The organism is Rhodococcus sp. MS13, from assembly GCF_013277835.1.
GTDB lineage: Bacteria > Actinomycetota > Actinomycetes > Mycobacteriales > Mycobacteriaceae > Rhodococcus_F > Rhodococcus_F erythropolis.
Map to the genome: position 1 here is coordinate 480029 of NZ_VBTL01000011.1, position 24476 is coordinate 504504.

The window sequence follows — 24476 nt, forward strand, 5'->3', positions numbered from 1 at the left end:
GGGGCCGGCGATTGCCGACCCCACCCGAACCCTTTACTTCAGCCGTACGGCGTCCGTGCCCGGTCCGTCGAGCATCGCGGACCCCAGCAGGATGTCCGGAATGCCGAACCCGTCGATCAGTGTCTCGACGTGGGGACGCAGGGTGCGGCACCGCTCGTTGATCCCGCGCGTCACGGCCTTCGAACGCTCCACCGACAGATGCCTATGTTCCATGAACCAGGCCTTGTCCTCCTCGATGACGGACAGTGCGTAGAGGTCGCACACCTCGCCGAAGAGTTCCTTCGCGGTCTCGTCCTCACACGAGTCGATGCCGGCGACGAATGCTTCCAGGATGACGCGCTCGATGTGCGCCTGAGCGGCTTTGAGTACGTGGTCCTGCACGAAGTTGAACGCGTCGAACGGGTTCTCCTCGCGTTTCTGCGCTGCCTGCAATCGCCTTGCCGCAGTGGCGAGTAGGTACTCTTCGCGGTCTTCGAACATCTTCATCTGGGTGCCGCGGTTGAAGAGGCTGCCGTCCTCTTCGTTGTCCTGGCGAGTGTCGACGATCGTCTGCAGGATCTGCTGCGCCGCCGTGCGCTTCTTGACCACGTCGGAGACCGTCGTAGCCGCGAAACGCATCCAGTCGACCGGGCTCATGCCGCGGACTTCGTCGGCGTACGAGGTGAGGAGTTCTTTTGCGACCAACTGCGTCAGAACGTGGTTGTCACCCTCGAACGTGGTGAAGACGTCGGTGTCAGCCTTGAGTGCGGTGAGGCGGTTCTCGGCGAGATAGCCTGCGCCACCACAGGCTTCGCGTGCTTCCTGGATTGCCCGAGTGGCATGCCACGTGTTGGCGGCCTTGAGTCCGGCGGCGCGACCCTCGAGTTCGCGCTGCTCCTGCGGGTCCGGGTCGTCGCTGCTCTGAATGTCGTGCATCGCGGCGACCAGTTCGTTCTGTGCGAACTGCAGAGCGTACGAGCGGGCGATCAACGGCAGCAGACGCTTCTGATGGACGAGGTAGTCCATGATCAGGACCTCGTCGTCACTCTTCGGAGCGCTGAACTGCCTGCGCTGCAGGGCATATCGACCGGCAATGGCCAATCCCACGCGGGCGGCCGCAGCCGCCGAACCACCGACGGTGACACGTCCACGAACCAATGTGCCGACCATCGTGAAGAACCGACGGTTCGGGTTCTCGATCGCCGAGCTGTACGTGCCGTCCTCGGCGACGTCGGCGTAACGGTTGAGCAGGTTCTCCCGCGGGATGCGGACCTGGTCGAAGACGATGCGGCCGTTGTCGACTCCGGGCAGTCCACCCTTGAGCCCGCAGTCGGACGTCGTCACTCCGGGGAGGTCGTTGCCGGCGTCGTCACGAATCGGCACGACAAAGCAGTGGACGCCCTGGCTTTCGCCTCCGGTGATCAGCTGTGCGAACACTGCCGCGACAGTGGCGTGCTGGGCAGCGCCGCCGATGTAGTCCTTGCGAGAAGACGGAGTGGGGGAGTTGACGACGAACTCGCCCGTCTCGACGTCGTAGGTTGCCGTGGTTTCGAGTTCCTGGACGTCGCTGCCGTGACCGGTCTCGGTCATCGCAAAGCAACCGAGCAGGTCCAGGTCGATCAGCGGCTTGACGTACGCCTGGTGGTGACGCTCGGTGCCGAGGTTTTCGATGGCGCCGCCGAACAGTCCCCACTGCACGCCGGCCTTGACCATCAGGGAGAGGTCGGACATCGCGAGCATCTCGATGCTGGTGACGGCGCCACCCGCGTCGCCCGTTCCGCCGTGAGAGACCGCGAAACCGTTTGCGGCGTAGCCGAGATCGGCGAGGACCCGCATCTGTTCGAGAGCCTTGGAGCGCGCAATGGCGGTGTTGGGTGTGTAGTGCGGAGCAAAACGTTCGTCGTTCAATTCGCCGCGAACGCGCTCACGCACCTCCCGCCAGCGTCCGTCGAGTGTTGTCCTGAGGTGGTCCGCTGTGGTGGCCATGGAACCGACGATAGCGCGTAGCGCACCGCGGGCAACCCGGTTCGATCCCAACCTCACATTCAGCAGGAGCCCGCGGCACCCGCTTCGATTCCTTGGCGGAAGAGTTCCTTCTCGCTCTCGGACATAGCCTGGTACGAAGGGTCGTTCTCGACGATCTTCAGGAAGTCGGCGCCCGCCGTCTGTGTCGACGTGTCGCCGCTCTGAACACGCTGCTGAACGTAGACGGACACTGCCGAACACCCGCCGAGAAACGCCGGGTCGGTGCTCGTTGTCGCGGTGGTTCGAGCCGAGTCTGTGGCGCTCGGCGGCGACGAAACTGTCGCCTTGTCGTCGTTCGAAGCGTCCGAACCACACGATGTGAGAAGAATCGCAGCCGAGACCATCAGCGTCGTCAACAGTCGCTTCATGCTCGGAATCGTCTCACGCGGGGCCCGGTTCGACCGGAAAACTCGCCTCGAGCACCGAAGTCCTACACCCTGTCGTTGTCAGATTCGACAGAACTGGGACACTGGAAGCCGTGACTGTGTCTTCCGGTGATCCCGACGTGCATGCAACGAACTCCGCTCGGCTCTTCGAACGTGCCGGCAACGTGATTCCGGGTGGCGTCAACTCGCCCGTCCGCGCGTTCGGTTCGGTCGGTGGAACACCGCGATTCATTCGCGAAGCATCCGGCTACACCCTCACCGACGTCGACGGGAACAATTACGTCGACCTGGTGTCGTCCTGGGGTCCGATGATTCTCGGGCACGCTCACCCGGCAGTCGTCGAAGCCGTTCGTGAAGCAGCGCTCGGCGGTCTCTCCTTCGGTGCGCCGACCGAAGGCGAAGTTGCCCTCGCCGAGGAAATCGTCGCCCGCGTCGCGCCCGTGGAAAAGGTTCGCCTGGTCAACTCCGGAACCGAAGCCACGATGAGCGCAGTCCGCCTCGCCCGCGGATTCACCGGACGCACCAAGATCATCAAGTTCTCCGGTTGCTACCACGGCCACGTCGACGCCCTTCTCGCCGACGCCGGATCGGGCCTCGCGACGTTCGGGCTGCCGACCTCACCCGGCGTGACCGGCGCTCAAGCCGAAGACACCATCGTCGTCCGCTACAACGATCTCGATGCAGTCGCCGCGGCGTTCGCCGCTAACCCCGGCGCCATCGCGTGCGTCATCACCGAAGCTGCCGCCGGAAACATGGGCGCCGTCGCACCGCTTCCCGGTTTCAACGAGGGTCTGCGTCGTCTCACCCGTGAGCACGGCGCACTCCTGATCATGGACGAGGTGATGACGGGATTCCGCGTCAGCGCCTCGGGTTGGTACGGCATCGACAACGTCGCCGGCGACCTCTACACCTTCGGCAAGGTCATGAGCGGCGGCCTGCCTGCCGCAGCCTTCGGCGGCCGCGCCGACATCATGGGTCACCTCGCGCCGGACGGTCCCGTGTACCAGGCCGGCACCCTCTCGGGTAACCCCGTGGCCGTCGCCGCCGGACTCGCGAGTCTGCGCGCCGCCGACGCCGAGGTGTACGTCAAGCTCGGCCGGAACGCGACCGCCCTCGGCGACCTCATGACCCAAGCCCTCACCGCCGAAGGCGTCGAACACCGTGTGCAGTACGCCGGAACCTTGGTGAGCGTGTTCTTCACCGAGAACACGGTGACCAACTACGACGAAGCCAAAGCCGCGCAGACCTGGCGATTCCCCGCCTTCTTCCACGCGTTGCTCTCCCGCGGCGTGTACCCGCCGCCGAGCGCGTTCGAAGCGTGGTTCGTCTCCGCTGCACTCGACGATCGAGCATTCTCGATCATCGCCGACGCCATGCCGCACGCCGCCAAGGCCGCAGCTGCTGCCGTCAAGCCCTGACACGTTCAAGCTCGAGCAACAACCGCACGCTTCCGACATCCATCTTCTTCAGCGAGGACCCTCGACTGTGACCGACGCCGATCACCCCGACCACACGTCCACCCGCACCATCGTCCACGTCCTTCGCCACGGCGAAGTTCACAACCCGCGCGGGATCCTCTACGGACGGCTCCCGGGCTTCCGGTTGTCGGTGGCGGGCGAAGCCCAGGCTCGTGCGGTCGCGTCGGTGCTCGCCGATCACGACATCACCCACGTGGTCGCGTCGCCGCTGCAGCGCGCACAAGAGACCGCGACGCCGATCGCCGAGGCACACAAGCTCGACATCGTCACCGACGAAAACCTCATCGAGGCAGGCAACGAGTTCGAGGGTCTCAAGGTTGCCGTCGGGGACGGTGCGCTCTCACGTCCGCGTCACTGGTGGAAATTGCGTGACCCGTTCACCCCGTCCTGGGGCGAGCCCTACCTGCAGATCGCTCATCGCATGCTCGCAGCCGTCAACGCCGCACGCGTCGCGGCAGTCGGACACGAAGCCGTCGTCGTCAGCCATCAGCTTCCGGTCTGGACACTGCGTCGATTCCTGCAGGGCGAGCGTCTCTGGCACGATCCCCGTCACCGTCAGTGTGGACTGGCCTCGTTGACCTCACTGGTCTACGAAGGCGACACCCTGGTCGACATCGTCTACTCCGAACCTGCCGGTGCCTCCGACCCGAGAGTGACAGGAGCATGATTTCGCGCCGCATCGCCGCAGCATTCGCAGCCGCTGCGTCGGCGATGCTTCTTCTCTCGTCCTGCGCGACCGGCGACGACGCCGTCGCACAGGGCGGAACTTTCGACTTCGTCTCACCGGGCGGGCAGACCAAGATCTTCTACGATCCACCGTCCGACCGAGGCACCATCGGCAAGCTCTCCGGGCCCGATCTGATGAACGAAGGTCAGAAGGTCGGCGTCGACGACTTCGAGGGCAAGGTCGTCGTCCTCAACGTCTGGGGTCAGTGGTGCGGGCCGTGCCGCGCCGAAGCCGACGACCTGGAACAGGTCTACGAGCAGACCAAGGATTCGGGCGTGCAGTTCCTCGGCATCAACGTCCGCGACGACACCAAGAACAAAGCGCAAGACTTCGTGGTCGACAACAAGGTCTCGTACCCGTCGATCTACGACCCGTCGATGCGTTCGCTGATCGCCCTCGGTGACGGCTACCCCACGTCGGTCATTCCGACGACGATCGTCCTGGACCGCCAGCATCGCGTTGCCGCGGTGTTCCTCCAAGAACTTCTCGCCGAGGATTTGCTGCCCGTCGTCCAGCGAGTAGCTCAGGAAGACGCGCAGTAAAGATGACAACCACGACCACCACGCTGCTGGCAGGCAGCGACACACTGAGTGCCGGTGTGGGCGAAGCGTTTCAGAACGCGGCGTCGTCCGGTCCGCTTCTGCTGGCCCTCGGCGCCTGTGTGCTCGCCGGTCTGGTGTCGTTCGCTTCACCGTGCGTCGTGCCGCTCGTCCCCGGCTACCTGTCCTACCTGGCCGGCGTCGTCGGCGCCGACGCCCCCGCGATCACCGCCGACGAGGCGAGGACCCGGACGATCTCCCGGAGCAGCCGCCTGAGGGTCGCCGGTGCGGCCGGACTGTTCGTCGCCGGCTTCACCGTCGTCTTCGTTCTCGCGACCGCGTCGGTGTTCGGCGTGATCTCGACTCTGCTCGTCAACCGCGAGGTCCTGATGCGCGTGGGCGGTGTGGTCACGATCGCGATGGGCCTGGTGTTCATCGGACTCATCCCGGCGCTGCAGAAAGACGTCCGTTTCGAACCGCGTCGTGTGTCGTCGCTGGTGGGGGCGCCGCTGCTCGGGGGAGTGTTCGCGCTGGGGTGGACGCCATGCCTCGGGCCGACATTGGCAGGCGTGATGTCCGTAGCCGCGGGAACCGACGGGATGACCGCCGCGCGCGGTGTCACCTTGATCGTCGCGTACTGCATCGGACTCGGCCTGCCGTTCATCATCTTGGCGCTGGGATCGGCGCGTGCGCTGACCGGCGTCGGCTGGTTGCGTCGTAATGCACGCACCATTCAAATTTTCGGCGGAATCATGTTGGTGGCAGTGGGAATCGCCCTCGTCACAGGCGCGTGGGACCAGTTCGTCGGCTGGGTTCGCGACGCATTTATCTCGGAGGTGACGCTGCCGATATGACAGCTGACGACAATAACGACAACCCGACACCCGTGCTGCCGAAGCAGTCGGTGATCGGTCGAGTCGTTGCACTCGGGCGCAACACCTGGCGCGGGCTCACCTCGATGCGGACCGCACTGGTTCTGCTGTTCCTCCTCGCACTCGCTGCGATCCCCGGTGCCCTGCTGCCACAGCGAACCCTCAACGAGGGCAAGGTCGCCGACTACATCGCCGCGCGTCCGACGCTCGGTCCGTGGATGGACCGCCTCGAACTGTTCGACGTGTTCAGCAGCTTCTGGTTCACCGCGATCTACGCTTTGCTCTTCATCTCGCTGGTCGGCTGCATCCTGCCGCGTTGCGTGGAGCACGCGAAGGCGCTGCGCACCCGTCCGGTGAATGCGCCGCGCAATCTTGCTCGCCTGCCGCACCACACCAAGAGCGTCGTCGACGGCGAGACTCCCGACGAACTTGCTGCCCGGGTGTCGAAAGAACTGCGTGGGTGGCGCGTCGAAACGCGTCGCGGCGATACGAAATCACGACGCGAAGGCGAGATCACCATCTCGGCGGAGAAGGGATACCTCCGCGAATTCGGCAACCTCGTGTTCCACCTGTCCCTGGTCGGGTTGTTGATCGCGATCGCCGCGGGCAAGTTGTTCGGCTACGAGGGCAACCGCATCGTCATCGCCAACGACGGCCCCGGATTCTGCACGACTTCGCCGGCAGTGTTCGACTCGTTCGTCGCGGGCCTGAGCCTCGACGGCACCGGCATGACCCCGCTGTGTGTCCGTGTGAAGAATTTCCAGGCCGACTACCTCGAGACCGGTCAGGCCGAGATGTTCACCTCGGACATCTCGTACCAGGCAGGCGACGACCTCGAGTCCGATACCTGGCGGGACACGACCATCCAGGTGAACCACCCGCTGCGGATCGCCGGCGATCGTGTGTACCTGCAGGGACACGGATACGCGCCGACATTCACCGTCACGTTCCCGAACGGTGAGACCCGCACCGAGACGCTCCAGTGGCGTCCGGACGACGCCACGACGTTCCTGAGTAGTGGCGCGATGCGTTTCGACCCGCCGGGCGGCATGTATCCCGATACGGACGAGCGCCGGAAGAACCAGATTGCCATCGAAGGATTGTTCGCGCCCACAGCGCTGTTCCACGGCAACCTGCTGTCGTCGAGTTACCCGGCGATGAACGATCCGGCAGTCGCCATCGACATCTACAAGGGTGATACCGGACTCGATACCGGTAACCCGCAATCGCTGTTCGAACTCAACACCGAACTGATCAATCAGGGCCGGCTGGTCAAGCAGGATCGAGTCAATCTGTTCCCGGGTGAGAGCGCGACGCTTGCCGACGGAACTCAGGTGCGATTCGATGGTGCCGTCGACTTCGTCAACCTGCAGGTCTCCCACGATCCCGCTCAGGTGTGGGTACTGGTTTCAGCGTTGACGATGATGGCGGGGCTACTCGTCTCGCTCGTGATCAAGCGTCGCCGCGTCTGGGCACGTATCTATCCAGATGACGAACGACGTACTGTAGTAGAACTTGGTGGGCTTGCCCGCACCGACCACGCAGGCTGGGGCGACGAGTTCGACCGCCTCGCCGACCGCTTGCTGAAAAGCAATCCGACCACCGCGGTGAACCAACCGCACGCGCAGGAGAATGCCCGATGACAACCAACGAGACACTCGCGCAGTACAGCGACTGGGCCTTCAAGTCCGCCTTCACCGTGCTCGTGCTGGCGTTTGTGCTGCTCATCGTGCAGTACGCGTCGGCCAGAGCAAAGGCGGTTCAGGACAAGGAACTGGTCTCTGCCGGTGGAGTCGACGCGTCCGTGCCTGGCCGGGTCGCGGAGACTCCGACCAAGTCGCTCTCGGAGCGATTCGGCGGAATGGGCCGAGCTGTCTTGGTTGTCGGAACAGTACTGATCATCGCGTCGATCGTGCTCCGCGGATTTGCGACGGAACGATTCCCACTCGGCAACATGTACGAATTCGTGGCGATGGCGTGTGCGGCGTCGTTGCTGGTCGGGCACGTCCTGCTGATCAAGCCGGCGTACCGTCCGATGTGGGTCTTCCTGCTGGTACCGGTTCTGATCTTGATGTTCCTCGCCGGCACGGTTCTCTACGCCGACGCGGCTCCCGTGGTTCCGGCGCTGCGCTCGTACTGGCTGCCGATTCACGTGACGATCGTCAGCGTCGGCTCCGGCATCTTCATGATCGGCGGTATCGCCAGCCTCCTGTTCCTGTTGCGACTGAAGTTCCCGCCCGGTGACGAAGGCACGAGCATCGGCGGCCGGATCGCGGAGCGACTGCCGGACGCCCAGACGCTCGACCGCTTGGCATACAAGAGCACGATCATCGCATTTCCGCTGTTCGGCGCAGGTGTGATCCTCGGTGCGATCTGGGCGGAAGCTGCATGGGGACGCTTCTGGGGTTGGGACCCCAAAGAGACGATGTCCTTCATCGCCTGGGTGATCTACGCGGCCTACCTGCATGCGAGGGCAACGTCTGGTTGGCGGGAGACGAAGGCTGCCTGGATCAACATCGCCGGATTCGTTGCGATGCTGTTCAATCTCTTCATCATCAACATGGTCGTGTCCGGCTTGCACTCCTACGCGGGACTCAACTGATCCTCTCGAGGTACCGTGGGTGGCTGCCGACCGGTCTGTAGGTATTACCGGTGGGTAAGTCAGGGGCGGCGCCAGCTACGATGCAGCTTGGTGAACTACTAGCTGTCTGGTAGCTGCGGGATCGACGAGGGGGAACTGCGAGATGGCCGACAAGATCGAAGACGCCGGAGCAGGATTGTGGGAGCCGGTGCGTCCTGCCGAGCCGACGCGGCGCGAGCTGCGCACATCCGCGCCCGAGCCGTCATCCGACTCGGTTCCCAGTGATGTTCGCAGTCTCTTCGTGGCCCCGGTCGACTCCGGCCCGCTCCAGCAAGTCGCCGGCCAGGCGCCCAGTGCACCTGCCGCTCCGCCGCCGACGACGACCCCAGCGGCGCCGGTACCAGGTCCCAAGACGCCGGTCATCCAGTATCCGGCAGCACAGCCCGGCCCGATCAACGGCCAGTTCTCGACCTCGCCCGCGATGCCGATGCAGACCTACGAACCTACGAATCGTGCAGGGTCGGTTCCGGATTCGCGAACTGGAGCTCCGCAGCCTGTCCAGAATTCGCAGCCTGTCCAGAATCCGCTGCCTGTCCAGAATCCGCAGCCTGTCCAGAATTCGCAGCCCAGTCCGACCGCGCATGGATCCGCGAGACCGCTCCAGCACCCGCAGGCGCCTTTTGCGCCCGGCGTGCATCCGCCCAATCCCGTGATTCGGCAGTTCGGGCACCCCGGCGCTGCGCCGGTGCAGAACGGCCACGCCCTGCAAAATGGTCAGGCCGTGCCGAATGGGTTGGCCATGCCGATGGCCCCGCCGACAGCGCCACCTACTCGCGCTCCGATGCCGCAGACCGGATTCAACTCGGCTCCGGACAGTCGCTTCGAGTCGGCTCTCCCGATGACTGCGCAAGATCTCTCGGCTGCGCTCCTCGTCAAGCGGCCTGTCCGGCCTGCCCCGGTGGGTGGCTGGCGCAAGGCGCTGTACACGTTGTCCGGCCGATCGGTGAACCTCGGAAACGGTGCAAAGGAGCAGCACCTCGTCGAGTTGACGCGCCAGATCAACCAGCCGCTTCAGGGCTGCTACAAGGTTGCGGTGCTCAGTCTCAAAGGTGGCGTCGGAAAAACCACGACCACTGCGACACTGGGGTCGATGTTCGGCTCGATCCGCGGCGATCGCGTCGTCGCCGTCGATGCAAACCCCGACCGGGGAACGCTGAGCCAGAAGATCCCGCTCGAGACTCCGGCAACAGTGCGAAACCTGCTGCGCGACGAGAACAGCATCGAGAAGTACAGCGACGTCCGTGGCTACACATCGCAGAATCGCCACCGTCTCGAAGTGCTTGCCTCCGACAGCGATCCAGCAGTTTCAGAGGCCTTCAGCGGCGGGGACTACACGCGCACGGTCGACATGCTCGAGAAGTTCTACAGCATAGTTCTGACCGACTGCGGCACCGGATTGATGCACTCGGCGATGCAGGCCATTCTCGAAGGTGCAGATTCGTTGATCGTCGTCAGTTCCGGATCCGTCGACGGTGCACGTAGCGCCTCCGCAACACTTGATTGGCTCGACGCTCACGGTTACAGCAGGCTGGTCGCCACGTCCGTAGCCGTCATCAACGCGGTACGGCCTCGCTCGGGCAAGGTTGATCTACCCCGGGTCGTCGAGCATTTCGAGCAGCGCTGTCGAGCGGTGAGACTGATTCCGTTCGATCCGCATTTGGAAGAGGGCGCCGAAATCGATCTGGACCGGCTGCGTCCAGGTACTCGGGAAGCGGTGCTGGAGTTGGCTGCGGTGGTTGCGCAGGACTTTCCGGCCTCCCCGTTCGCGTTGCCGGGGCGGTAATCGGATAGCCGGGTGAGCCCGGACGCTACGTCGACGTGTCAGTCGGCGGTACGTCCGGCCCTTCCGTGCGCTTGCGTCGTGTTTGCTGGTTCACATTCCACAGGAATTCGGGATCGTCGTCCGGCCCGCGTACGCCGCTCACCGGGGTACGCGTCGACGGATCGGGCCCGAACGCCTTCCACATCAGAACGATCAATGTCACTAAACCCACCAACGCCAACAGATACAACACGGCGCACCTCCTCAGGGAACTGAAGTCGAGCCTACTCAGTCTCCGGCCCGCTTCACCAGAAGTGGTGCGGACAAGCGTTTCGGCTCAGTGCGCTAGTGCTGTATCTGTCGGGTCCTGCAAGATCTGTCGGGTACTACATGTACTTCGACGTGAGCTGAAGTTGCTCAGTTGTTGTCCGCTTCGGTGGTCAGCGAGCGCAGAAGCTGCATGACCTCGGTCTCACGGAATCGACGATGTCCTCCTGGTGTGCGAAGCGAGCCCAGTCGTCCGGCGTGTGCCCAGCGGGTCACGGTCTTGGGATCGACATGAAACAATGCCGCTACCTGTCCGGGCGTCATGAGTGCGTCTGCGGCGGTATTGAAGGTTGGTGCGCTCATTGTGAGGTCCTCCATGTTGATGTCGAACGTTTGACGAACAGTGATTCCGAACCGAGCAGTGATTCCGAACTTTGGTTCCGAACCGTTGTGTCGACCAGTTGCCAAAAACCTGCGTCGAGTTTGTTTCGAAGTCCTTCGCTCACATTCGACCGTTTTCTGAGTGGTAGCGCAATGTTTGCACAGATATAGCCGGGTAGTCGATCTTTCAAGATAAAGTAATGTTTAAGTAAAGGACAAAATGGATATAGCGGGCTCAGTCCCACCCGTATTCGGAATGGGTAACCTGAGAGGGTGAGTCAGTTGTCTGAAAACCCCGAAAATGTTCCTTCTGAGCCGGTCCAGGCCAGTAAACCCTCCGCAAACTCTGGGCAAGCAAAGTCGGCTGCCGGGCCGGTGACCAAGGGTCAACTGGCCCGCGACGTGGTGCTGTACTCGGTCGCTCGGCTGCTGCTTGTCGTCGTGATCGGTGCCGTCATCATCGGTGGCGGAAAGCTCGCCGGCACCGACGTTCCCCTGATCGTCGCGGCACTGTTCGCAGTTCTGATCGCGCTGCCGCTGTCGCTGCTGCTCTTCGCGAAACTGCGCAAGCGTGTCAATGCGGGCATCGCGGCGGTCGACGCCCAGCGTCGGTCCGATCGTGACGATCTTCGCTCCAAGCTGCGCGGAGACGGGCGGTGACCACGGAGTCGCTCGACGTCGACCGTCGGACCTCGCGCCAGTGGGTCGACAACGCGGTGCGGCTGATCGAAGCCGACGCGCAACGCAGCGCGGACACTCACCTACTGCGCTATCCGCTGCCGAGTAACTGGACCGTCCAGCTCTATCTGAAGGACGAGTCGACCCACATCACGGGAAGTCTCAAGCATCGACTCGCACGGTCGCTTTTCCTCTACGCGATCTGCAACGGCTGGGTTACCGAAGAGACCACCGTCATCGAAGCGTCGTCAGGTTCGACGGCTGTCAGCGAGGCGTATTTCGCGAAGTTGCTCGGCCTGGATTTTGTCGCGGTGATGCCCGCGAGCACGAGTCCCGCCAAGATCGCACTGATCGAGGCGCAGGGCGGACGTTGTCATTTCGTGAGCGATCCGTCCTCGATCTACTCGGAATCGCATCGGCTCGCGAGTGAGTTGAACGGTCACTACATGGACCAGTTCACCCACGCCGAGCGCGCGACGGACTGGCGTGGAAACAACAACATCGCCGAATCGATCTTCACTCAGCTCGAGCACGAGGAACATCCGATTCCCGACTGGGTGGTCGTCGGAGCCGGGACGGGCGGAACCGGCGCCACGATCGGCCGCTTTCTTCGCTATCGGAAATTCGACACGGGGCTGTGCGTGGTAGATCCGGAGCACTCCGTGTTCTTCGACGCGTGGCGAGCGAGCGATCCGTCGATCGTCGGTACACGGGGTTCCCGGATCGAGGGCATCGGCCGTCCGCGCGTCGAACCGTCGTTTGTCGGTCAGGTGGTCGACCGAATGATCAAGGTGCCGGACGCAGGCTCGATCGCGGCCGCCCGGCACGCCAGCACAGCCCTGGGGCGCAAAGTAGGTGGCTCGACGGGGACGAACCTGTGGGGAGCTTTTGCGTTGATTGCCGAGATGATGGCAGCCGGGCGCAGCGGCAGCGTCGTCACGCTGCTGTGTGACGGCGGAGAGCGTTACTCGGGGACGTACTACAACGACGAATGGGTGGCGTCGGAAGGGATCGACCTGCTCGGTCCGACGGCAGTGCTGGACGAGTTCGTACGTTCGGGTGCGTGGACGGTCAGTTCCTGAATCGCCGGCGCCGGACCGTGTGACGGGCGGCTCATCGTCACGCGTGGCCAGGCGTCCAACCCGGACGACTGCTCGTCTGTTCTGATGCGTATCAGGCCGGGGGAGAGCGTGTTCTCGGCCAGGCGCACGAACCCGAGGCGCTCGTAGTACGGCGCGTTCCACGGAACGTCGACGAACGTCGTCAGAGTCACGAGATCGTGGTGATGGTCCGCCGCCCATTCGGTGACGGCGTCGATCAGCTGAGCTCCGAGGCCTTTGCGGGCATGATCGGGGTGAACGGAGACCTGTTCGATATGTGCACCGCCGTCCACGATCTCGACGAGCGCATACGCAACGGGTACGTCGTTTGCGTCGGTCTGAACCCAGATGTGCTCGGCTGCGAGAAAATCGTTCAACTCGTCGAGCGTCGGCGGTGGATCGTCTGCGATGGCGTCCATCCCGATGTCTCGGAACGGTTCGCCCGCGGCGATCTCGATCTGTTGCAGTGCGGGTAGGTCGGTGGATATGGCCGAGCGGATCACAGAAACCGTTTTACCTCGAGAGCGGAGTTTCTCCCAGCGCTACGCCTTCTGTAACCCAAACCTACGCAACCGTAGGTTGTGTATCGTTTGGTCAAGGGGCACTTCTCCAGCGAGGGCGGATCATGGGCAATCCTGAAGTTTCACTCGACAATTACGAGGCTGTGTACGAGTACTACCGCAGTCATCAGCAGAACCGATTCGTGGCGAAGCTCGCTTATGCCGCATTGGCGCTGAAGTACCGCCCGCGAGTGAAGTACGCGCCGGGTGCGGAAGCCGCGCTGAAGACTCTGCTGGAACGCAAGACGCAGTTGGTCGTGGCAGTCAATCATCTGACCGAGAGCGACCAGTTCACGCTCGCCGCGACCGCGTGGCGGACTCCGTTGCGTCGAGTGATCGGACGGACCCGGGTCCTCGCCAAAGACGAACTCTTCGTTGATCCTTCACAGCGCAAGAAGGTCGACATGATGGGCAGCATCCCGGTTTTTCGCAGCAAGAACTACGGCCTCCGTGCAGTTTCGGATGCCGGCCGAGTGATGATGGACGTCGCGGCCGAGCGGCTGGGCAACGGGGATTGTCTGGCGATTTTCCCGGAAGGGACGTGCAACACCGAAGATCCGACGCGGCTGCAGCACGTCAACAGCGGAATCGGCCACATCGTCGCGCGCGCCGAGAAGTTGGGATGCTCACCGGCCCTGGTGTCGATCGGCATCAATTACGGTCCGGTGGCCGGCGACGTCAAGGCTGCGAGTGTCTTTGTCGGAATGCCGGTGACCGAACTTCCGGACAAGCCGATGGATATCGCCCGAACTGTGCAGGCCGACTTGCAGGTGGCAGTGAACGGAGCCGTCGCCGGATACTAGACGCGCCTGTCAATTTTGGTTGACAGATTCCGGTTGTCAACCTAAATTGACATCATGACCGAAGCAACCTCTCTCGCTGCTGCCGCCGGCAGCCCGGATCCCACCGAGGGATTGCGTGCTGTTCGAGCGCTGCGTCGTCTGCTCGAAAAACTCGAGGCCATTCAGGTCGCCAATGCGCGCCGTCACGGATGGTCCTGGCAGGCGATCGCGGAAGCTCTCGAGGTCAGCCGTCAAGCCGTCCACAAGAAATACGCGTCCGCGCAGTCGGAATCGATGCTGCGTTCACTGCGCGAGAAGGGCAGGTAATTGCCATGTTCGAAAGGTTCTCCGCACAGGCTCGAGGCGTCGTTGTCGATGCTGTCGCCGGATCCGGTCCGGTCACGCCGATGGAACTTCTGACCGCGCTGCTCACCTCTGATCGGGGCATCGCCACCGAGGTGCTCACCGAGTCGGGCGTCTCCCTCGACGCGATCCGCCGTGCCGGCGCCGGCAAGAAGGGCGGTGACTCGAAAGGCGCTGACTCGAACAATCTCGACGACGACGCCGAGATACTCAAGTCGATCGGGATCGATCTCGATGCGGTTCGAGAGAGTCTCGAGCAGTCGTTCGGTGAAGGTGTGCTGGACGAGACGCCCGTGCCGGACGGTGTCGATACTTCGCGGAAAGGCCGATTCGGGTTTCCTCGTTCACGATTCGAGAAGGACTCCAAGAAGGTGTTGGAACTCTCGCTTCGTGAAGCGCTCGCGCACAAGGACAATCGAATCGGTGCCGAACACATCCTGCTCGGCATCCTGCGTGTCGCCGACGGGCCTACCCGTCAGGCCCTCGAAACGCAGGTCACGATGTCGGTGATCCGTGAGCGCTTGGAAGCGAAGATGAATCGCGCCGCCTAGATTCGGCACGGCTCCGCATGCACGGGGCGGGATGTGCCAGCATTCAGACATGACATTTCTGGCACGTCTCATCATCAACGGCATAGCCATCTGGCTGGCGTCGGCGTGGGTCACCGGCATCACGATCGCCAACCACGACAACGGCACCTGGGGCACGGTTCTCGTGATCGCGGTGATCGCTTTGATCTTCACGGTGGTCAACGCGTTCATCAAGCCGGTAGTGCAGCTTCTCTCGCTACCGCTGCTCATCCTGACTCTCGGATTGTTCACGCTCGTGATCAACGCCCTCATGCTGATGCTGACGGCGTGGATCTCGTCCGGAACGTCCTACGGCTTGACGGTCGACGGCTTCTGGACGGCAGTCTGGGGCGCGCTGATCATCTCGATCGTGAACTTCCTGCTCAGCGCGTTCGTCCCGGACAACCGTTGAGTCCGTCGACTTTCAGGCGAGACTGAGCGCAACTGCGGTCGCGGCACCCCAGACGAGCATGGCGAGTCCGGTGTCGCGCAACGCGGGGATCAGGGCCATACCCTGCCCGCCCGAACGCAGTGGGGCGTTGGCTCGGATTGCCAGTGGCAACGCCAGCAATCCGAGCAATGCCCACGGAGTACGCAGGATCAGCAGCAGGGTCGCGACGAACGGGACGGCCAGCAGGATCACGTGCAGCGTGCGGGTCCTGGCGTCGCCGAGCCGGACTGCGAGAGTGATCTTTCCGGACTCGGTGTCGGTCGGGATGTCTCGAAGATTGTTGGCAACGAGCACCGCGCTCGAGAACGAACCGATGGCAATCGCGCCGGCCAGCCCGGCCAGATCCACCCGCTCGGCCTGTACGAACTGAGTTCCCAGCACTGCAATCAGTCCGAAGAAGATGAACACGGCGATCTCGCCGAACCCGCTGTATCCGTACGGCTTCTTGCCGCCGGTGTAGAACCAGGCACCGATGATGCAGAACACGCCGACCGCAACCAGCCACCAGGCTGTGGTCGCCGCCAGAACGAACCCGGCTACCGCGGCAACGGTGAAGCAGCTGATCGCCGCGGCCTTCACAGCTCCGGGACTGACCAACTTCGATCCGACCAAGCGCAGTGGCCCGACGCGGTCGTCGTCCGTTCCGCGGATTCCGTCGGAGTAGTCGTTCGCGAAATTCACCCCGACGATCAAGGCCAAGGAGACGATCAGTGCCAGGAGCGCCTTCCACCACACTGCGAGGTCCAGGGACGCCGCGGCTCCGGTGCCGACCAGCACGGGCGCAATCGCGTTCGGGAGTGTGCGCGGCCTCGCGCCTTCGATCCATTGAGCAGCTGTTGCCATACAACGATCTTTGCACTGTGCAATACGATCGAACGCGGTGGATCAGCACATGACTCGAGACGTGAGTGAGCGCGCCAGGTACGCGCAGTCGGGCGAAGACCCGGCAGACATTGCCTTGCTCGGACCCATTTCGACCAAAGTGGGCGATCGTCTGGTTCCGTTGCCGGGTCCGCGAGCTCGAACTCTGCTGGTTGCGCTGGCTCGCAATCCGGGTGAGCCCCGTACCGCGCAGAGCCTGATCGACGACGTCTGGGGGCTGGAGCCGCCGCGCTCACCGATGAACGCCCTCCACACTCAGGTCTCGCGCCTGCGATCTGCACTTCCGGACGGGGCGCTCGAAGTCACGGCGGCCGGATACCGGCTCACTCTCGCTCGGGAGCGTGTCGACCTGGCGCGGGCAGCGGACGCCGCCCGTCGTCTGCGCGCCGGCGGCGCCGACGCGTCCGAGGCACTCGCCGTCACGACCGCGGCGCTGCGCCTGTGGCGCGGTACCCCCGGGAGCGACGTGGTCGGCGACGTCGCAGATCGTCTGGCGCTCGACGCAGGCCGCGTGTACGACGAACTGGAGACGGTGCAGATCGACGCGTTGCTCACGTTGGGGGAGTACGCGGCCGCCATTCCACTGGTGCGCGGACGCCATCTGGCAAGCCCGTTCGACGACACAGCGGCCGAAGCGTTGATGCGTGCGCTCGCCGGAGCCGGCCGAGTCAACGAGGCACTCGAAGTATTCGCGGAGTTCCGCAACCACCTCGCCAATCGCCTGGGCGCTGATCCGTCACCCGCACTGGTGGCTCTGAACGCGGAACTTCTCGGGGCACCTGCGGCAACACCGCGAGCTGCACGGGCGATCGGTCTACGCGCTGCCCCCAACACCTTGCTCGGTCGCGACAGCGACATCGACCAGATCGAATCCTTGCTGGCTCGCTCACGTGTGGTCACCATTCTCGGACCCGGTGGCGCCGGAAAAACCCGTCTCGCACACGAATTGGGCCTGCGCGGATCCGTGAACCAGCCTGGCGTCGCGGTGGTACTCGTGGAGTTGGCGTCGTTGCGCAGCAGTGAAGATGTCATCGCGGCCATCGGCGGCACCCTCGGAATCAGCGAATCCGATCTGGCGCCAGGCAAATTGACCGTCGGCCGGACGCATTCGGCGCGAGAGCGACTCAAAGAGGCGTTGTCCGCCGGTCCGATGTTGCTCATCCTCGACAATTGCGAGCACGTGATCGGCGCGTGTTCGGAGATCGTGGCCGAGATGATCGCGGCCGGTCGTCAGCTGACGGTACTGACCACCAGTCGTTCGCCGCTCATGATCAGTGCCGAGGCGGTGTACCCGTTGCCGCCGTTGGCGATCGACGACGGAACCGGCTCGGCAGTCGAACTCTTCTCGGCGAGAGCCCGTGCGGTGCGGCCGTCCGTTCATCTGGACGTCGATGCGGTCGTCAAGCTGTGTACGACGCTCGACGGACTCCCGTTGGCGATCGAGCTCGCGGCTGCCCGGGTCCGCACGATGAGCGTCGACGAAATCGGTTCGAGACTGCGAGATCGGTTCGCATTGTTGCGCTCCGATGATCCGACGTCTCCAGATCGGCATCGAACTCTGCACGCAGTGATCGACTGGAGCTGGAATCTGTTGGGCAGCGGTGATCAGATTGCGTTGCGTCGGTTGTGCCGATTCCCGGCAGGTTTCACGCTTTCCTCGGCGCAGGCCGTTGCCGGGTGGGGCGAGTTGACCGATGTGGCCGGCGCCGTCGAAGCGCTGGTCAATCAGTCACTTCTTTCCGTCAGCGACGGTCAGGGTGAGCTTCGGTACTACATGCTCGAGACGGTCCGTGAATACGGCGAGGAGCAGCTCGCCGCGTCCGGAGAGGGGCCGGAAGTGATCCGGCGCCTGGATGTCTGGGCAATCGCGATCGCAGAGGACGCCGTCGTGCGTGCACGCACGGATCAGTTGCGCCTGATTGCCGACCTCGACGCCGAGCACGACAACCTTCTCGCGGTTCTTCGCTGGGCTGTCGAGCGCGGCGACGCGGTGACCGTAGCCAACGTCTTTCCCGTCCTCGCGATTCTGTGGGCCGTACGAGGATCGAATTCGGAAGTCTCGAACTGGGCGTCGAAGATCGTCGGGGCGACCGCGGACAACGATCTACGCGATGTAAATGCAGAATTGGTGGGCGCGACGTTCATTCTGGTGGCGATGCATCTGTTTTTCGCGGAGACCGATCGAAACCATGCCCGCGCGCGGGTTCGTCTTCGAAAGCTGTTGCGTGAGCGCGATGATCTCGGTCCGTTGTTCGCATTTCTGATCAAGCTGACCACGAGTGGGATCGCCAACCACAGACTTGCGCGTTTGGTTGCGGAAGGCGTTCGCAGTTCCGACCCCGAGACCCGAATGGCTGCGCTGTCCGCGCGTTCGAATATGCGCGAGAACATCGGGGATCTGCGGGGCGCTTTGCTGGACGGGGAAGCGTTGTTCGATTACGCGACCAATGCCGGTGACGAGTGGGGCCTGGCGATGGCGGCCCAGCATGTCGGGTCGGTCCACAGCCAATCCGCGCGATATGGCGAAGCCATCGAGTTCTACGCGATTGCGGCGGCGTCGATGGAACGCCTCGGTGCACGTGACGAGGCGATGCAGCTCATCTGCTTTCAAGCCGGAGCAATGATCGCATCCGGTGACACCGCCGGCGGGCGAACACTTCTCGATCGGGCACGTCCGGCCTTGGCGCACTCGGGTGGGACCGGTGCCATCGAAACCGATCAACGGCGCGCGGCGCTGATGGCGAGCATCGCCGAGGCGGATCTCGCGGACGGCAGAGTCGAAGAAGGCTTGGCCAGGTATCGAGAAGCACTGGAGTTGTTGGGCTCTGCGATCGAGAACATCTTCGGTGATCCCTTCGTCGTTCTGCTCGGTGCTGCGGCCGTGTGTGCTCACGTCGTTCACGGCCGACATGAACTCGTGGCAAGTCGTGTTCTGCAGATGAAGGATTCGAGTGCTCTCAAGTTCGATCCCAAGGGTTATGCGGACCTGCCGCTCGCGGGTTCCTTGGCGTCGGCGATCGGGTCGTTCGATCTTGTCACGGGCAACATCGATCGAGGGGTCGAACTGATGGCTCTGTCGTTGAAAATGCCGGGGAGACAGGACTTCGTCTCGCTCCACCATGCGCGTCTCTCCGACTTCGCTGTCGGTGTGGTGGGAGTCGACAGGTGGTCTGTGGAAACCGAGAAGGTGTCGGGCTACTCACGCAGAGCGGTCCGCGAAGCAGTGTTGGCTGCGCTTCGCGGACCGGTGCTGGATTAGAGCTGGACGATGTTGCGGGACTTATGTCTTGCGCATGTACATCCGGACGGTCAGGGGCGCCATGACGGCAACGATCACCGCGGCGCCGACCAACGACCACACGACGTGGATACCGAAGTGACCGTCGTTGGCCAGCTCGCGAACCGCGGTCACCAAGTGTGAGACCGGATTGACGTTCACGAACTTCTGAAGCCAACTCGGCATGGTGGCAGGATCGACGAACGCATTCGACAGGAACGTCAGCGGGAACAGCACGAGCATCGAAACACCCTGCACCGTGGACGCTTTGTTCATCAGCACGCCCATGAGAGCGAAGATCCAGCTGATGGAGAACGCGCACACCATGACCAGGATCGCGGCAGACAGAATGCCGACCACGCCGCCTGCGGGGCGGTATCCCATCGCGAAACCGACGATGAACGTGATGGTCGTTGCGATGCCGTAGCGCACGACGTCGGCGAGCAATGCGCCGGACAGCGGGGCGATACGAGCGATGGGAAGGGACTTGAAGCGGTCGAACACGCCCTTGTCCATGTCCTCACGAAGCTGAGTGCCCGTGACGATGGAACCGGTGATGACGGTCTGGACGAGGATGCCGGGGATGATCGTCGGCAGATATGCCGTCACGTCACCGGCGATCGCGCCGCCGAAGATGTACGTGAACATCAACGTGAAGATGATCGGCTGGATGACGACGTCGAACAGTTGCTCGGGGTTGTGCTTGATCTTGAGAATTCCGCGGTACGCCATCGTGAACGTGTTCGCGAAGCTCTGCTGCAGGCTGATGCGGCGGGGTGCGGCATCCGGCTGGGCTATCGGCGACCGGGGTTTTGTGAGGGTGGTTGTCATGCGACGCTCCGATCGGAGTCGTTGTCGGACTGGGCGTCGTTGCGTCCACCGTCTTCGGGCTGGTGCCCGGTAATGGTCAGGAACACTTCGTCCAGGCTGGGTTTCTGTACGTTGATCTCGTCGACGGCAATTCCTTGCTCACGCAGACGGATCAACAGGTCCGCAGTGATCGACGGGTCGCTCAGTGGTGCGGTGATCCGCCCGACTTCGGGGGTGACACCCACCTCGACGCTCAGCGCAGCCGCGATGAGCGAGCGAGCTTCCTCGGTTCGGTCACGGTCGACCAACTTGAGCTGGAGGGAGGAGATCCCTACCGAAGCCTTGAGTTCGTCGGCGGTGCCGTTCGCGATCACGCGACCTCGGTCGATCACTGCGATGCGATCGGCCAACTGATCGGCCTCGTCGAGGTACTGCGTGGTGAGCAACACCGTCGAGCCCTCGGCGACGAGTCGCCGGATGGTCACCCACATCTGGGCGCGGGTGCGCGGATCCAGTCCGGTGGTGGGCTCGTCGAGGAACAGCAGCGGCGGGCGAGCGATCAGGCTGGCCGCCAGATCCAGGCGCCGACGCATACCACCGGAGAAGTTCTTCAGCGGCTTGGTTGCGGCCTCGACCAGATCGAACTCCTCGAGGAGTTCGAGGGACTTGGTGCGCGCATCGCGGCGGCTCAGGCCGAGCAACCGGGAGAAGATCACGAGGTTCTCGGTCGCGGTCAGATCCTCGTCGACGGAGGCGTACTGCCCGGTGACGCCGATCAGGGAGCGGACCGCGGTGGGTTCACGGCTGACGTCGTGACCGAAGATGCGCGCCTCACCGCCGTCGGGGCGAAGGAGGGTGGCGAGCATGCGGACAGTGGTGGTCTTGCCGGCGCCGTTCGGCCCGAGGACGCCGAACACCGAGCCGGTGGGGACGGTGAGGCTGACGCCGTCGACCGCGCGGTGCTCGCCGAACTTCTTGACGAGTCCGTCGGCCTCGATGGCAAGAGGCGAAGCTGTGTGGTTCATGGGATGAAGCTTGGCAGATCGATCTTGCATGGACCTTGCGTGGAACTTGCGGTTACTTGCACAGCGCGCGAGGTCGGTGCTGCACAACCGGCAAACAATCCCCAGACGGATCTTGCTTGTCGGTGTGCGGGCGCGGCGGCATCACGCTCGCTGCATGGAGATTCTCACGCGGGCACAGGCTCACCGCGACGGCACCAGCGACGCGCAGTTGCAGCGAGCGGTCAGGCGCGGCGAGCTGCACCGAATCGCAGCGGGGATCTACATGCGCGCCGATCACTTCCGCGAACTCGATGCGAGAGCACGCCACCGCTGCGCTGTCATGGTAGCCACCGAAAGCTGTGGACCAGGCGCAATCGTGAGCCACGCTTCGGCAGCGGTCATGCACGGATTGGATTGCGGCGGATTGCGATTGGGCACCGTGCACATGACGCGTAACCGGTGCTCGGGTGGGCGGAAGAGTCAAACCTTGCATCTTCATCCGGCAGTGGTCCCGGCCGAGGAGGTCGTGCTGATCGACGGCGTCGCAACCACGTCGCTTGCGCGAACGTTCGTCGACCTCGCACGGACGACGCCGTTCGAGACCGCCGTGGTGATCGGTGATTGCGCCCTGCGACGTGGGATGAGGCGTGAGAACGTCGACGCTTCGCTCGATCATGCGCGCGGACGGCTGGGAATGAGTCGCGCTCGAGTGGCGGCGACGTTCATCGAACCAGGTGCCGAGAGTCCGGGGGAGTCCATCAGCCGGGTACGCATGCGCGACGACGGTTGGCCGATGCCGACCCTGCAGCACGAGATCCGTCACGGTGGCCGGTTCATCGGGAGAGTCGATTTCTTCTGGAAAGAGCACGGTGTGGTGGGCGAGTTCGACGGGATGGTCAAGTATCGCGGCGACAATCCGGGGAGGGCGGTAGAGCGCGAGAAACTGCGGGAGGACGCGATCCGGGACGCGGGGTTCGAGGTGTTCCGGTGGGTATGGGCGGATCTTCGCGACTTCGAACGTGTCCGCGAAAGGTTCGAGCGGGCTTGCCTCCGCGGAGCCGCGCGCTGATTGTGCAGCCGCGGCGCTGATCAGGCCTGCGGCTGAACAATCGTGCTGCGGCTGCTAGCTGAACCGAGCCACCAGGGCGGCGCGGTCGAGCTTGCCCGGCCCCCGGAGCGGCAGTGCGTCCACGACGAACAGCTCGCGCGGCGCCGCGGTGACGTCGAGTGTCCGCTGAGCATGTGCGCGTAGTTCATCGAGCGTGGGAGCTTCGCCCTCGGGTACGACCACGGCCACCACCCGCTGCCCCAGCCGCTGGTCCTCGATGCCGATCACCGCGCACTCGCGAACGGCCGGGTGATCGGCCAACGCGGCCTCGACCACCTGCGGTACGACGGTCAGCCCGCCGGTGGAGATTGCCTCGTCCAACCGGCCGCTGATGCGCAGGACTCCGTCGACCACAGCTCCGGCGTCGTCGGTCCGGAACCAACCGGGCTCGGCGAAAGCGGGGTGGTCGGGAAGCCCCCGGTACCCGGACGCGAGCATCGGTCCGCCCAGCAGCACTCGCCCGTCGTCGATACGAATCTGCGCTCCGGACAACGGGATTCCGTCGTAGACGCAACCGCCGGAGGTTTCACTCATCCCGTAGGTGCGGACGACGGTGATGCCCGCTTCGGTTGCCTGCGCGAGTACCGGCGCGGGAGTCGCAGCGCCGCCGAGCAGAACCGCGTCGAGTGAAGCCAACGCCTCGACCGCGGCGCGATCACCGAGCGCCTTGACCAACTGCGTCGGCACCAAGGAGGTGTAGCGGCGCGGTCCGCTCATCGCGGCCACGGCGCCAGGAAGCGCTGCGGGGTCGAAACCCGCACTGACGTCGACGATCACCGGTTGCGTTCCGGCGAGAACACTGCGCAGCAGAACCTGCATACCGGCGATGTGGTGCGGAGGGAGAACGAGCAACCAGGATCCTGTGCCGCCGAGGCGTTCGTGGGTCGCGTCGCCGCTGGCCCGCAGGGCATCAGCACCGAGCATCGCGCCCTTCGGCGTTCCCGTGGTTCCCGACGTGGCGACTACCAGCGAGACGCCGTCGTCGATGGGCTGATCGGGGTGCAGAGCGTCGCTCAGTCGGGCCGTCTCGCGTGCGTCGGCAGCCGGGACGGGGAGTACGGCGTCGTGCTCGCCGCCCAGGATCTGCGCGACGGCAGGCAATACCTCGAAAGCCGCCTCGCCCTGCGGAACCGCGAGTGTGCGAAGAACGTTCACCGGATGTCCGGCCCGGCAAGGGGCCAACCACCGTCAGCCAGATGGTTTCGCACGCGGTCGACGTCGGTTTCGAGAGGCATCTCGTTGGTGATCTTCGTGATGAGGACCTGGATGTCGGTCTTCTCGATGGGCAGATCGCCTTCCTCGATCAACGCGTCGGCGACGGCGTCGACCTCGGCCTCGGAGAGTCTGCGAGTGAGGAGTGCGAAGAGCGGGATGTAGTCCTGTTCGGGGACGCCATTGGGATAGCCGGCCCGCAACCAGCCGACTATCGACGTGAGGAAGGGCGGAAGAGCCATGACGTCAGCTCACATCTCGAACTTCGTTGTCGGCGTCCACGTCTTCGATAACCGGCCACCCACCTGCGCGCAGTCTTTCGGTGACACGATCGACGTCGTCCTCGGACGGCTCCTCGTTGAGGATCCCCTCGATGATGGCGCGAATCGTGTCGTAGTCGACGTGGCGGTCCGGTACCTCGTGCGCGGACTCGATGGACATCGAAACGACCTGCTCGATCTCCTCGTCGGTCAGACGTCGACGGAGAACCGCGAGCAGGGCGAAATGATCCTTGTCCGGGATGCCCTCGGGGTACCCGGCGCGTAGCCAGTCGAGCACGCTGCGCAATGAATACTTGCTCAAATCCTCGGCCTCATTTTCGTTTCGGTGGTTTCAGTGGTGTG

Annotated in this window: 26 protein-coding genes; 15 read left to right on the forward strand and 11 right to left on the reverse strand. The window is 63.9% G+C overall.

Going from position 1 to position 24476, the window contains the following annotated elements; translation table 11 throughout:
* Positions 1–33 precede the first annotated feature (33 nt).
* The gene (locus FEZ59_RS23995) at positions 34–1965 is read right to left on the reverse strand and encodes an acyl-CoA dehydrogenase (RefSeq protein WP_024487810.1); all 1932 of its coding nucleotides are present in this window, start codon (positions 1963–1965) and stop codon (positions 34–36) included.
* A 59-nt stretch (positions 1966–2024) separates the two neighbouring features.
* On the reverse strand, positions 2025–2372 hold the full coding sequence (locus FEZ59_RS24000) for a hypothetical protein (protein WP_029254849.1): 348 nt from the start codon (positions 2370–2372) through the stop codon (positions 2025–2027).
* 110 nt (positions 2373–2482) lie between these two features.
* Between FEZ59_RS24000 and hemL the strand changes: the two genes are divergently transcribed.
* The 7 genes from hemL to FEZ59_RS24035 all read left to right on the forward strand — a co-directional run bounded on the left by hemL (position 2483) and on the right by FEZ59_RS24035 (position 10430).
* The gene (hemL, locus tag FEZ59_RS24005; protein ID WP_069146229.1) at positions 2483–3808 is read left to right on the forward strand and encodes a glutamate-1-semialdehyde 2,1-aminomutase; all 1326 of its coding nucleotides are present in this window, start codon (positions 2483–2485) and stop codon (positions 3806–3808) included.
* 67 nt (positions 3809–3875) lie between these two features.
* A complete protein-coding gene (locus FEZ59_RS24010) occupies positions 3876–4535 on the forward strand; it encodes a histidine phosphatase family protein (RefSeq protein ID WP_003941868.1) in 660 nt (219 codons plus the stop codon).
* On the forward strand, positions 4532–5137 hold the full coding sequence (locus FEZ59_RS24015) for a TlpA disulfide reductase family protein (protein ID WP_003942071.1): 606 nt from the start codon (positions 4532–4534) through the stop codon (positions 5135–5137). The genes FEZ59_RS24010 and FEZ59_RS24015 overlap by 4 nt, the downstream gene beginning before the upstream one ends.
* A 2-nt stretch (positions 5138–5139) precedes the next feature.
* Positions 5140–5988 carry a cytochrome c biogenesis CcdA family protein gene (locus FEZ59_RS24020; RefSeq protein ID WP_172933304.1) on the forward strand — a complete coding sequence of 283 codons (849 nt, stop codon included), beginning with the start codon at positions 5140–5142 and terminating at the stop codon, positions 5986–5988.
* Positions 5985–7649, forward strand: coding sequence for a cytochrome c biogenesis protein ResB (locus tag FEZ59_RS24025; RefSeq protein WP_021333939.1), 1665 nt, complete (start codon positions 5985–5987; stop codon positions 7647–7649). The genes FEZ59_RS24020 and FEZ59_RS24025 overlap by 4 nt, the downstream gene beginning before the upstream one ends.
* The gene (ccsB, locus tag FEZ59_RS24030; protein WP_019744351.1) at positions 7646–8608 is read left to right on the forward strand and encodes a c-type cytochrome biogenesis protein CcsB; all 963 of its coding nucleotides are present in this window, start codon (positions 7646–7648) and stop codon (positions 8606–8608) included. Before FEZ59_RS24025 ends, ccsB begins: the two co-directional genes overlap by 4 nt.
* A gap of 142 nt (positions 8609–8750) precedes the next feature.
* Positions 8751–10430 carry a MinD/ParA family protein gene (locus tag FEZ59_RS24035; protein WP_172933305.1) on the forward strand — a complete coding sequence of 560 codons (1680 nt, stop codon included), beginning with the start codon at positions 8751–8753 and terminating at the stop codon, positions 10428–10430.
* A 25-nt stretch (positions 10431–10455) separates the two neighbouring features.
* Here FEZ59_RS24035 and FEZ59_RS24040 read toward each other — a convergent pair whose 3' ends face one another.
* Both FEZ59_RS24040 and FEZ59_RS24045 read right to left on the reverse strand, forming a co-directional pair.
* Positions 10456–10662, reverse strand: coding sequence for a hypothetical protein (locus tag FEZ59_RS24040; RefSeq protein ID WP_019744349.1), 207 nt, complete (start codon positions 10660–10662; stop codon positions 10456–10458).
* Between the two features lie 164 nt (positions 10663–10826).
* On the reverse strand, positions 10827–11039 hold the full coding sequence (locus FEZ59_RS24045) for a BldC family transcriptional regulator (RefSeq protein ID WP_003942029.1): 213 nt from the start codon (positions 11037–11039) through the stop codon (positions 10827–10829).
* A 393-nt stretch (positions 11040–11432) separates the two neighbouring features.
* Here FEZ59_RS24045 and FEZ59_RS24050 point away from each other — a divergent pair, with 393 nt between their 5' ends.
* Positions 11433–11717, forward strand: coding sequence for a DUF4229 domain-containing protein (locus FEZ59_RS24050; RefSeq protein WP_007728513.1), 285 nt, complete (start codon positions 11433–11435; stop codon positions 11715–11717).
* Positions 11714–12817: a PLP-dependent cysteine synthase family protein gene (locus FEZ59_RS24055; RefSeq protein WP_021333942.1), complete on the forward strand. Its 1104-nt coding sequence runs from the start codon at positions 11714–11716 to the stop codon at positions 12815–12817. Before FEZ59_RS24050 ends, FEZ59_RS24055 begins: the two co-directional genes overlap by 4 nt.
* Here FEZ59_RS24055 and FEZ59_RS24060 read toward each other — a convergent pair.
* Positions 12715–13338, reverse strand: coding sequence for a GNAT family N-acetyltransferase (locus tag FEZ59_RS24060; protein ID WP_113682365.1), 624 nt, complete (start codon positions 13336–13338; stop codon positions 12715–12717). The two genes, FEZ59_RS24055 and FEZ59_RS24060, sit on opposite strands and share 103 nt — an antisense overlap.
* A gap of 122 nt (positions 13339–13460) precedes the next feature.
* On the opposite strand from FEZ59_RS24060, the gene FEZ59_RS24065 reads away from it, so the two are divergent.
* From FEZ59_RS24065 to FEZ59_RS24080, 4 genes are read left to right on the forward strand one after another with little or no spacing between them, the layout of a single operon-like run.
* Entirely contained in the window at positions 13461–14198 is a 738-nt protein-coding gene (locus FEZ59_RS24065; RefSeq protein WP_021333944.1) for a 1-acyl-sn-glycerol-3-phosphate acyltransferase, read from the forward strand.
* Between the two features lie 54 nt (positions 14199–14252).
* Positions 14253–14504, forward strand: a complete 252-nt coding sequence (locus tag FEZ59_RS24070; protein WP_003941869.1) for an HTH domain-containing protein — start codon at positions 14253–14255, stop codon at positions 14502–14504.
* Positions 14505–14509: 5 nt separating this feature from the next.
* The gene (locus tag FEZ59_RS24075; RefSeq protein ID WP_172933307.1) at positions 14510–15091 is read left to right on the forward strand and encodes a Clp protease N-terminal domain-containing protein; all 582 of its coding nucleotides are present in this window, start codon (positions 14510–14512) and stop codon (positions 15089–15091) included.
* 49 nt (positions 15092–15140) lie between these two features.
* Positions 15141–15521, forward strand: a complete 381-nt coding sequence (locus tag FEZ59_RS24080) for a phage holin family protein (protein ID WP_003941998.1) — start codon at positions 15141–15143, stop codon at positions 15519–15521.
* 12 nt (positions 15522–15533) lie between these two features.
* Here FEZ59_RS24080 and FEZ59_RS24085 read toward each other — a convergent pair whose 3' ends face one another.
* On the reverse strand, positions 15534–16403 hold the full coding sequence (locus FEZ59_RS24085; protein WP_007728497.1) for a 1,4-dihydroxy-2-naphthoate polyprenyltransferase: 870 nt from the start codon (positions 16401–16403) through the stop codon (positions 15534–15536).
* Positions 16404–16452: 49 nt separating this feature from the next.
* Between FEZ59_RS24085 and FEZ59_RS24090 the strand changes: the two genes are divergently transcribed.
* The gene (locus FEZ59_RS24090; protein WP_172933308.1) at positions 16453–19701 is read left to right on the forward strand and encodes a BTAD domain-containing putative transcriptional regulator; all 3249 of its coding nucleotides are present in this window, start codon (positions 16453–16455) and stop codon (positions 19699–19701) included.
* A gap of 21 nt (positions 19702–19722) precedes the next feature.
* Here the strand turns inward: FEZ59_RS24090 and FEZ59_RS24095 are convergent, their stop codons facing one another.
* Together FEZ59_RS24095 and FEZ59_RS24100 are read right to left on the reverse strand one after the other, a co-directional pair.
* Positions 19723–20550, reverse strand: a complete 828-nt coding sequence (locus FEZ59_RS24095; protein WP_003941848.1) for an ABC transporter permease — start codon at positions 20548–20550, stop codon at positions 19723–19725.
* Positions 20547–21554 (reverse strand): daunorubicin resistance protein DrrA family ABC transporter ATP-binding protein, encoded by a 1008-nt coding sequence (locus tag FEZ59_RS24100; RefSeq protein ID WP_003941960.1) that lies wholly within the window; start codon positions 21552–21554, stop codon positions 20547–20549. The genes FEZ59_RS24095 and FEZ59_RS24100 overlap by 4 nt, the downstream gene beginning before the upstream one ends.
* A 154-nt stretch (positions 21555–21708) precedes the next feature.
* Here FEZ59_RS24100 and FEZ59_RS24105 point away from each other — a divergent pair, with 154 nt between their 5' ends.
* Positions 21709–22602: a hypothetical protein gene (locus tag FEZ59_RS24105; protein ID WP_220095786.1), complete on the forward strand. Its 894-nt coding sequence runs from the start codon at positions 21709–21711 to the stop codon at positions 22600–22602.
* Between the two features lie 54 nt (positions 22603–22656).
* Here the strand turns inward: FEZ59_RS24105 and menE are convergent, their stop codons facing one another.
* The 3 genes from menE to FEZ59_RS24120 are packed head-to-tail and all read right to left on the reverse strand — an operon-like array spanning position 22657 to position 24435.
* Positions 22657–23796: an o-succinylbenzoate--CoA ligase gene (menE, locus tag FEZ59_RS24110; RefSeq protein WP_021334073.1), complete on the reverse strand. Its 1140-nt coding sequence runs from the start codon at positions 23794–23796 to the stop codon at positions 22657–22659.
* Complete coding sequence (locus FEZ59_RS24115) at positions 23793–24095, reverse strand: DUF3349 domain-containing protein (RefSeq protein ID WP_134999274.1); 303 nt, start codon at positions 24093–24095, stop codon at positions 23793–23795. Before FEZ59_RS24115 ends, menE begins: the two co-directional genes overlap by 4 nt.
* Before the next feature lie 4 nt (positions 24096–24099).
* Complete coding sequence (locus FEZ59_RS24120) at positions 24100–24435, reverse strand: DUF3349 domain-containing protein (protein WP_019744335.1); 336 nt, start codon at positions 24433–24435, stop codon at positions 24100–24102.
* Positions 24436–24476: the final 41 nt, after the last annotated feature.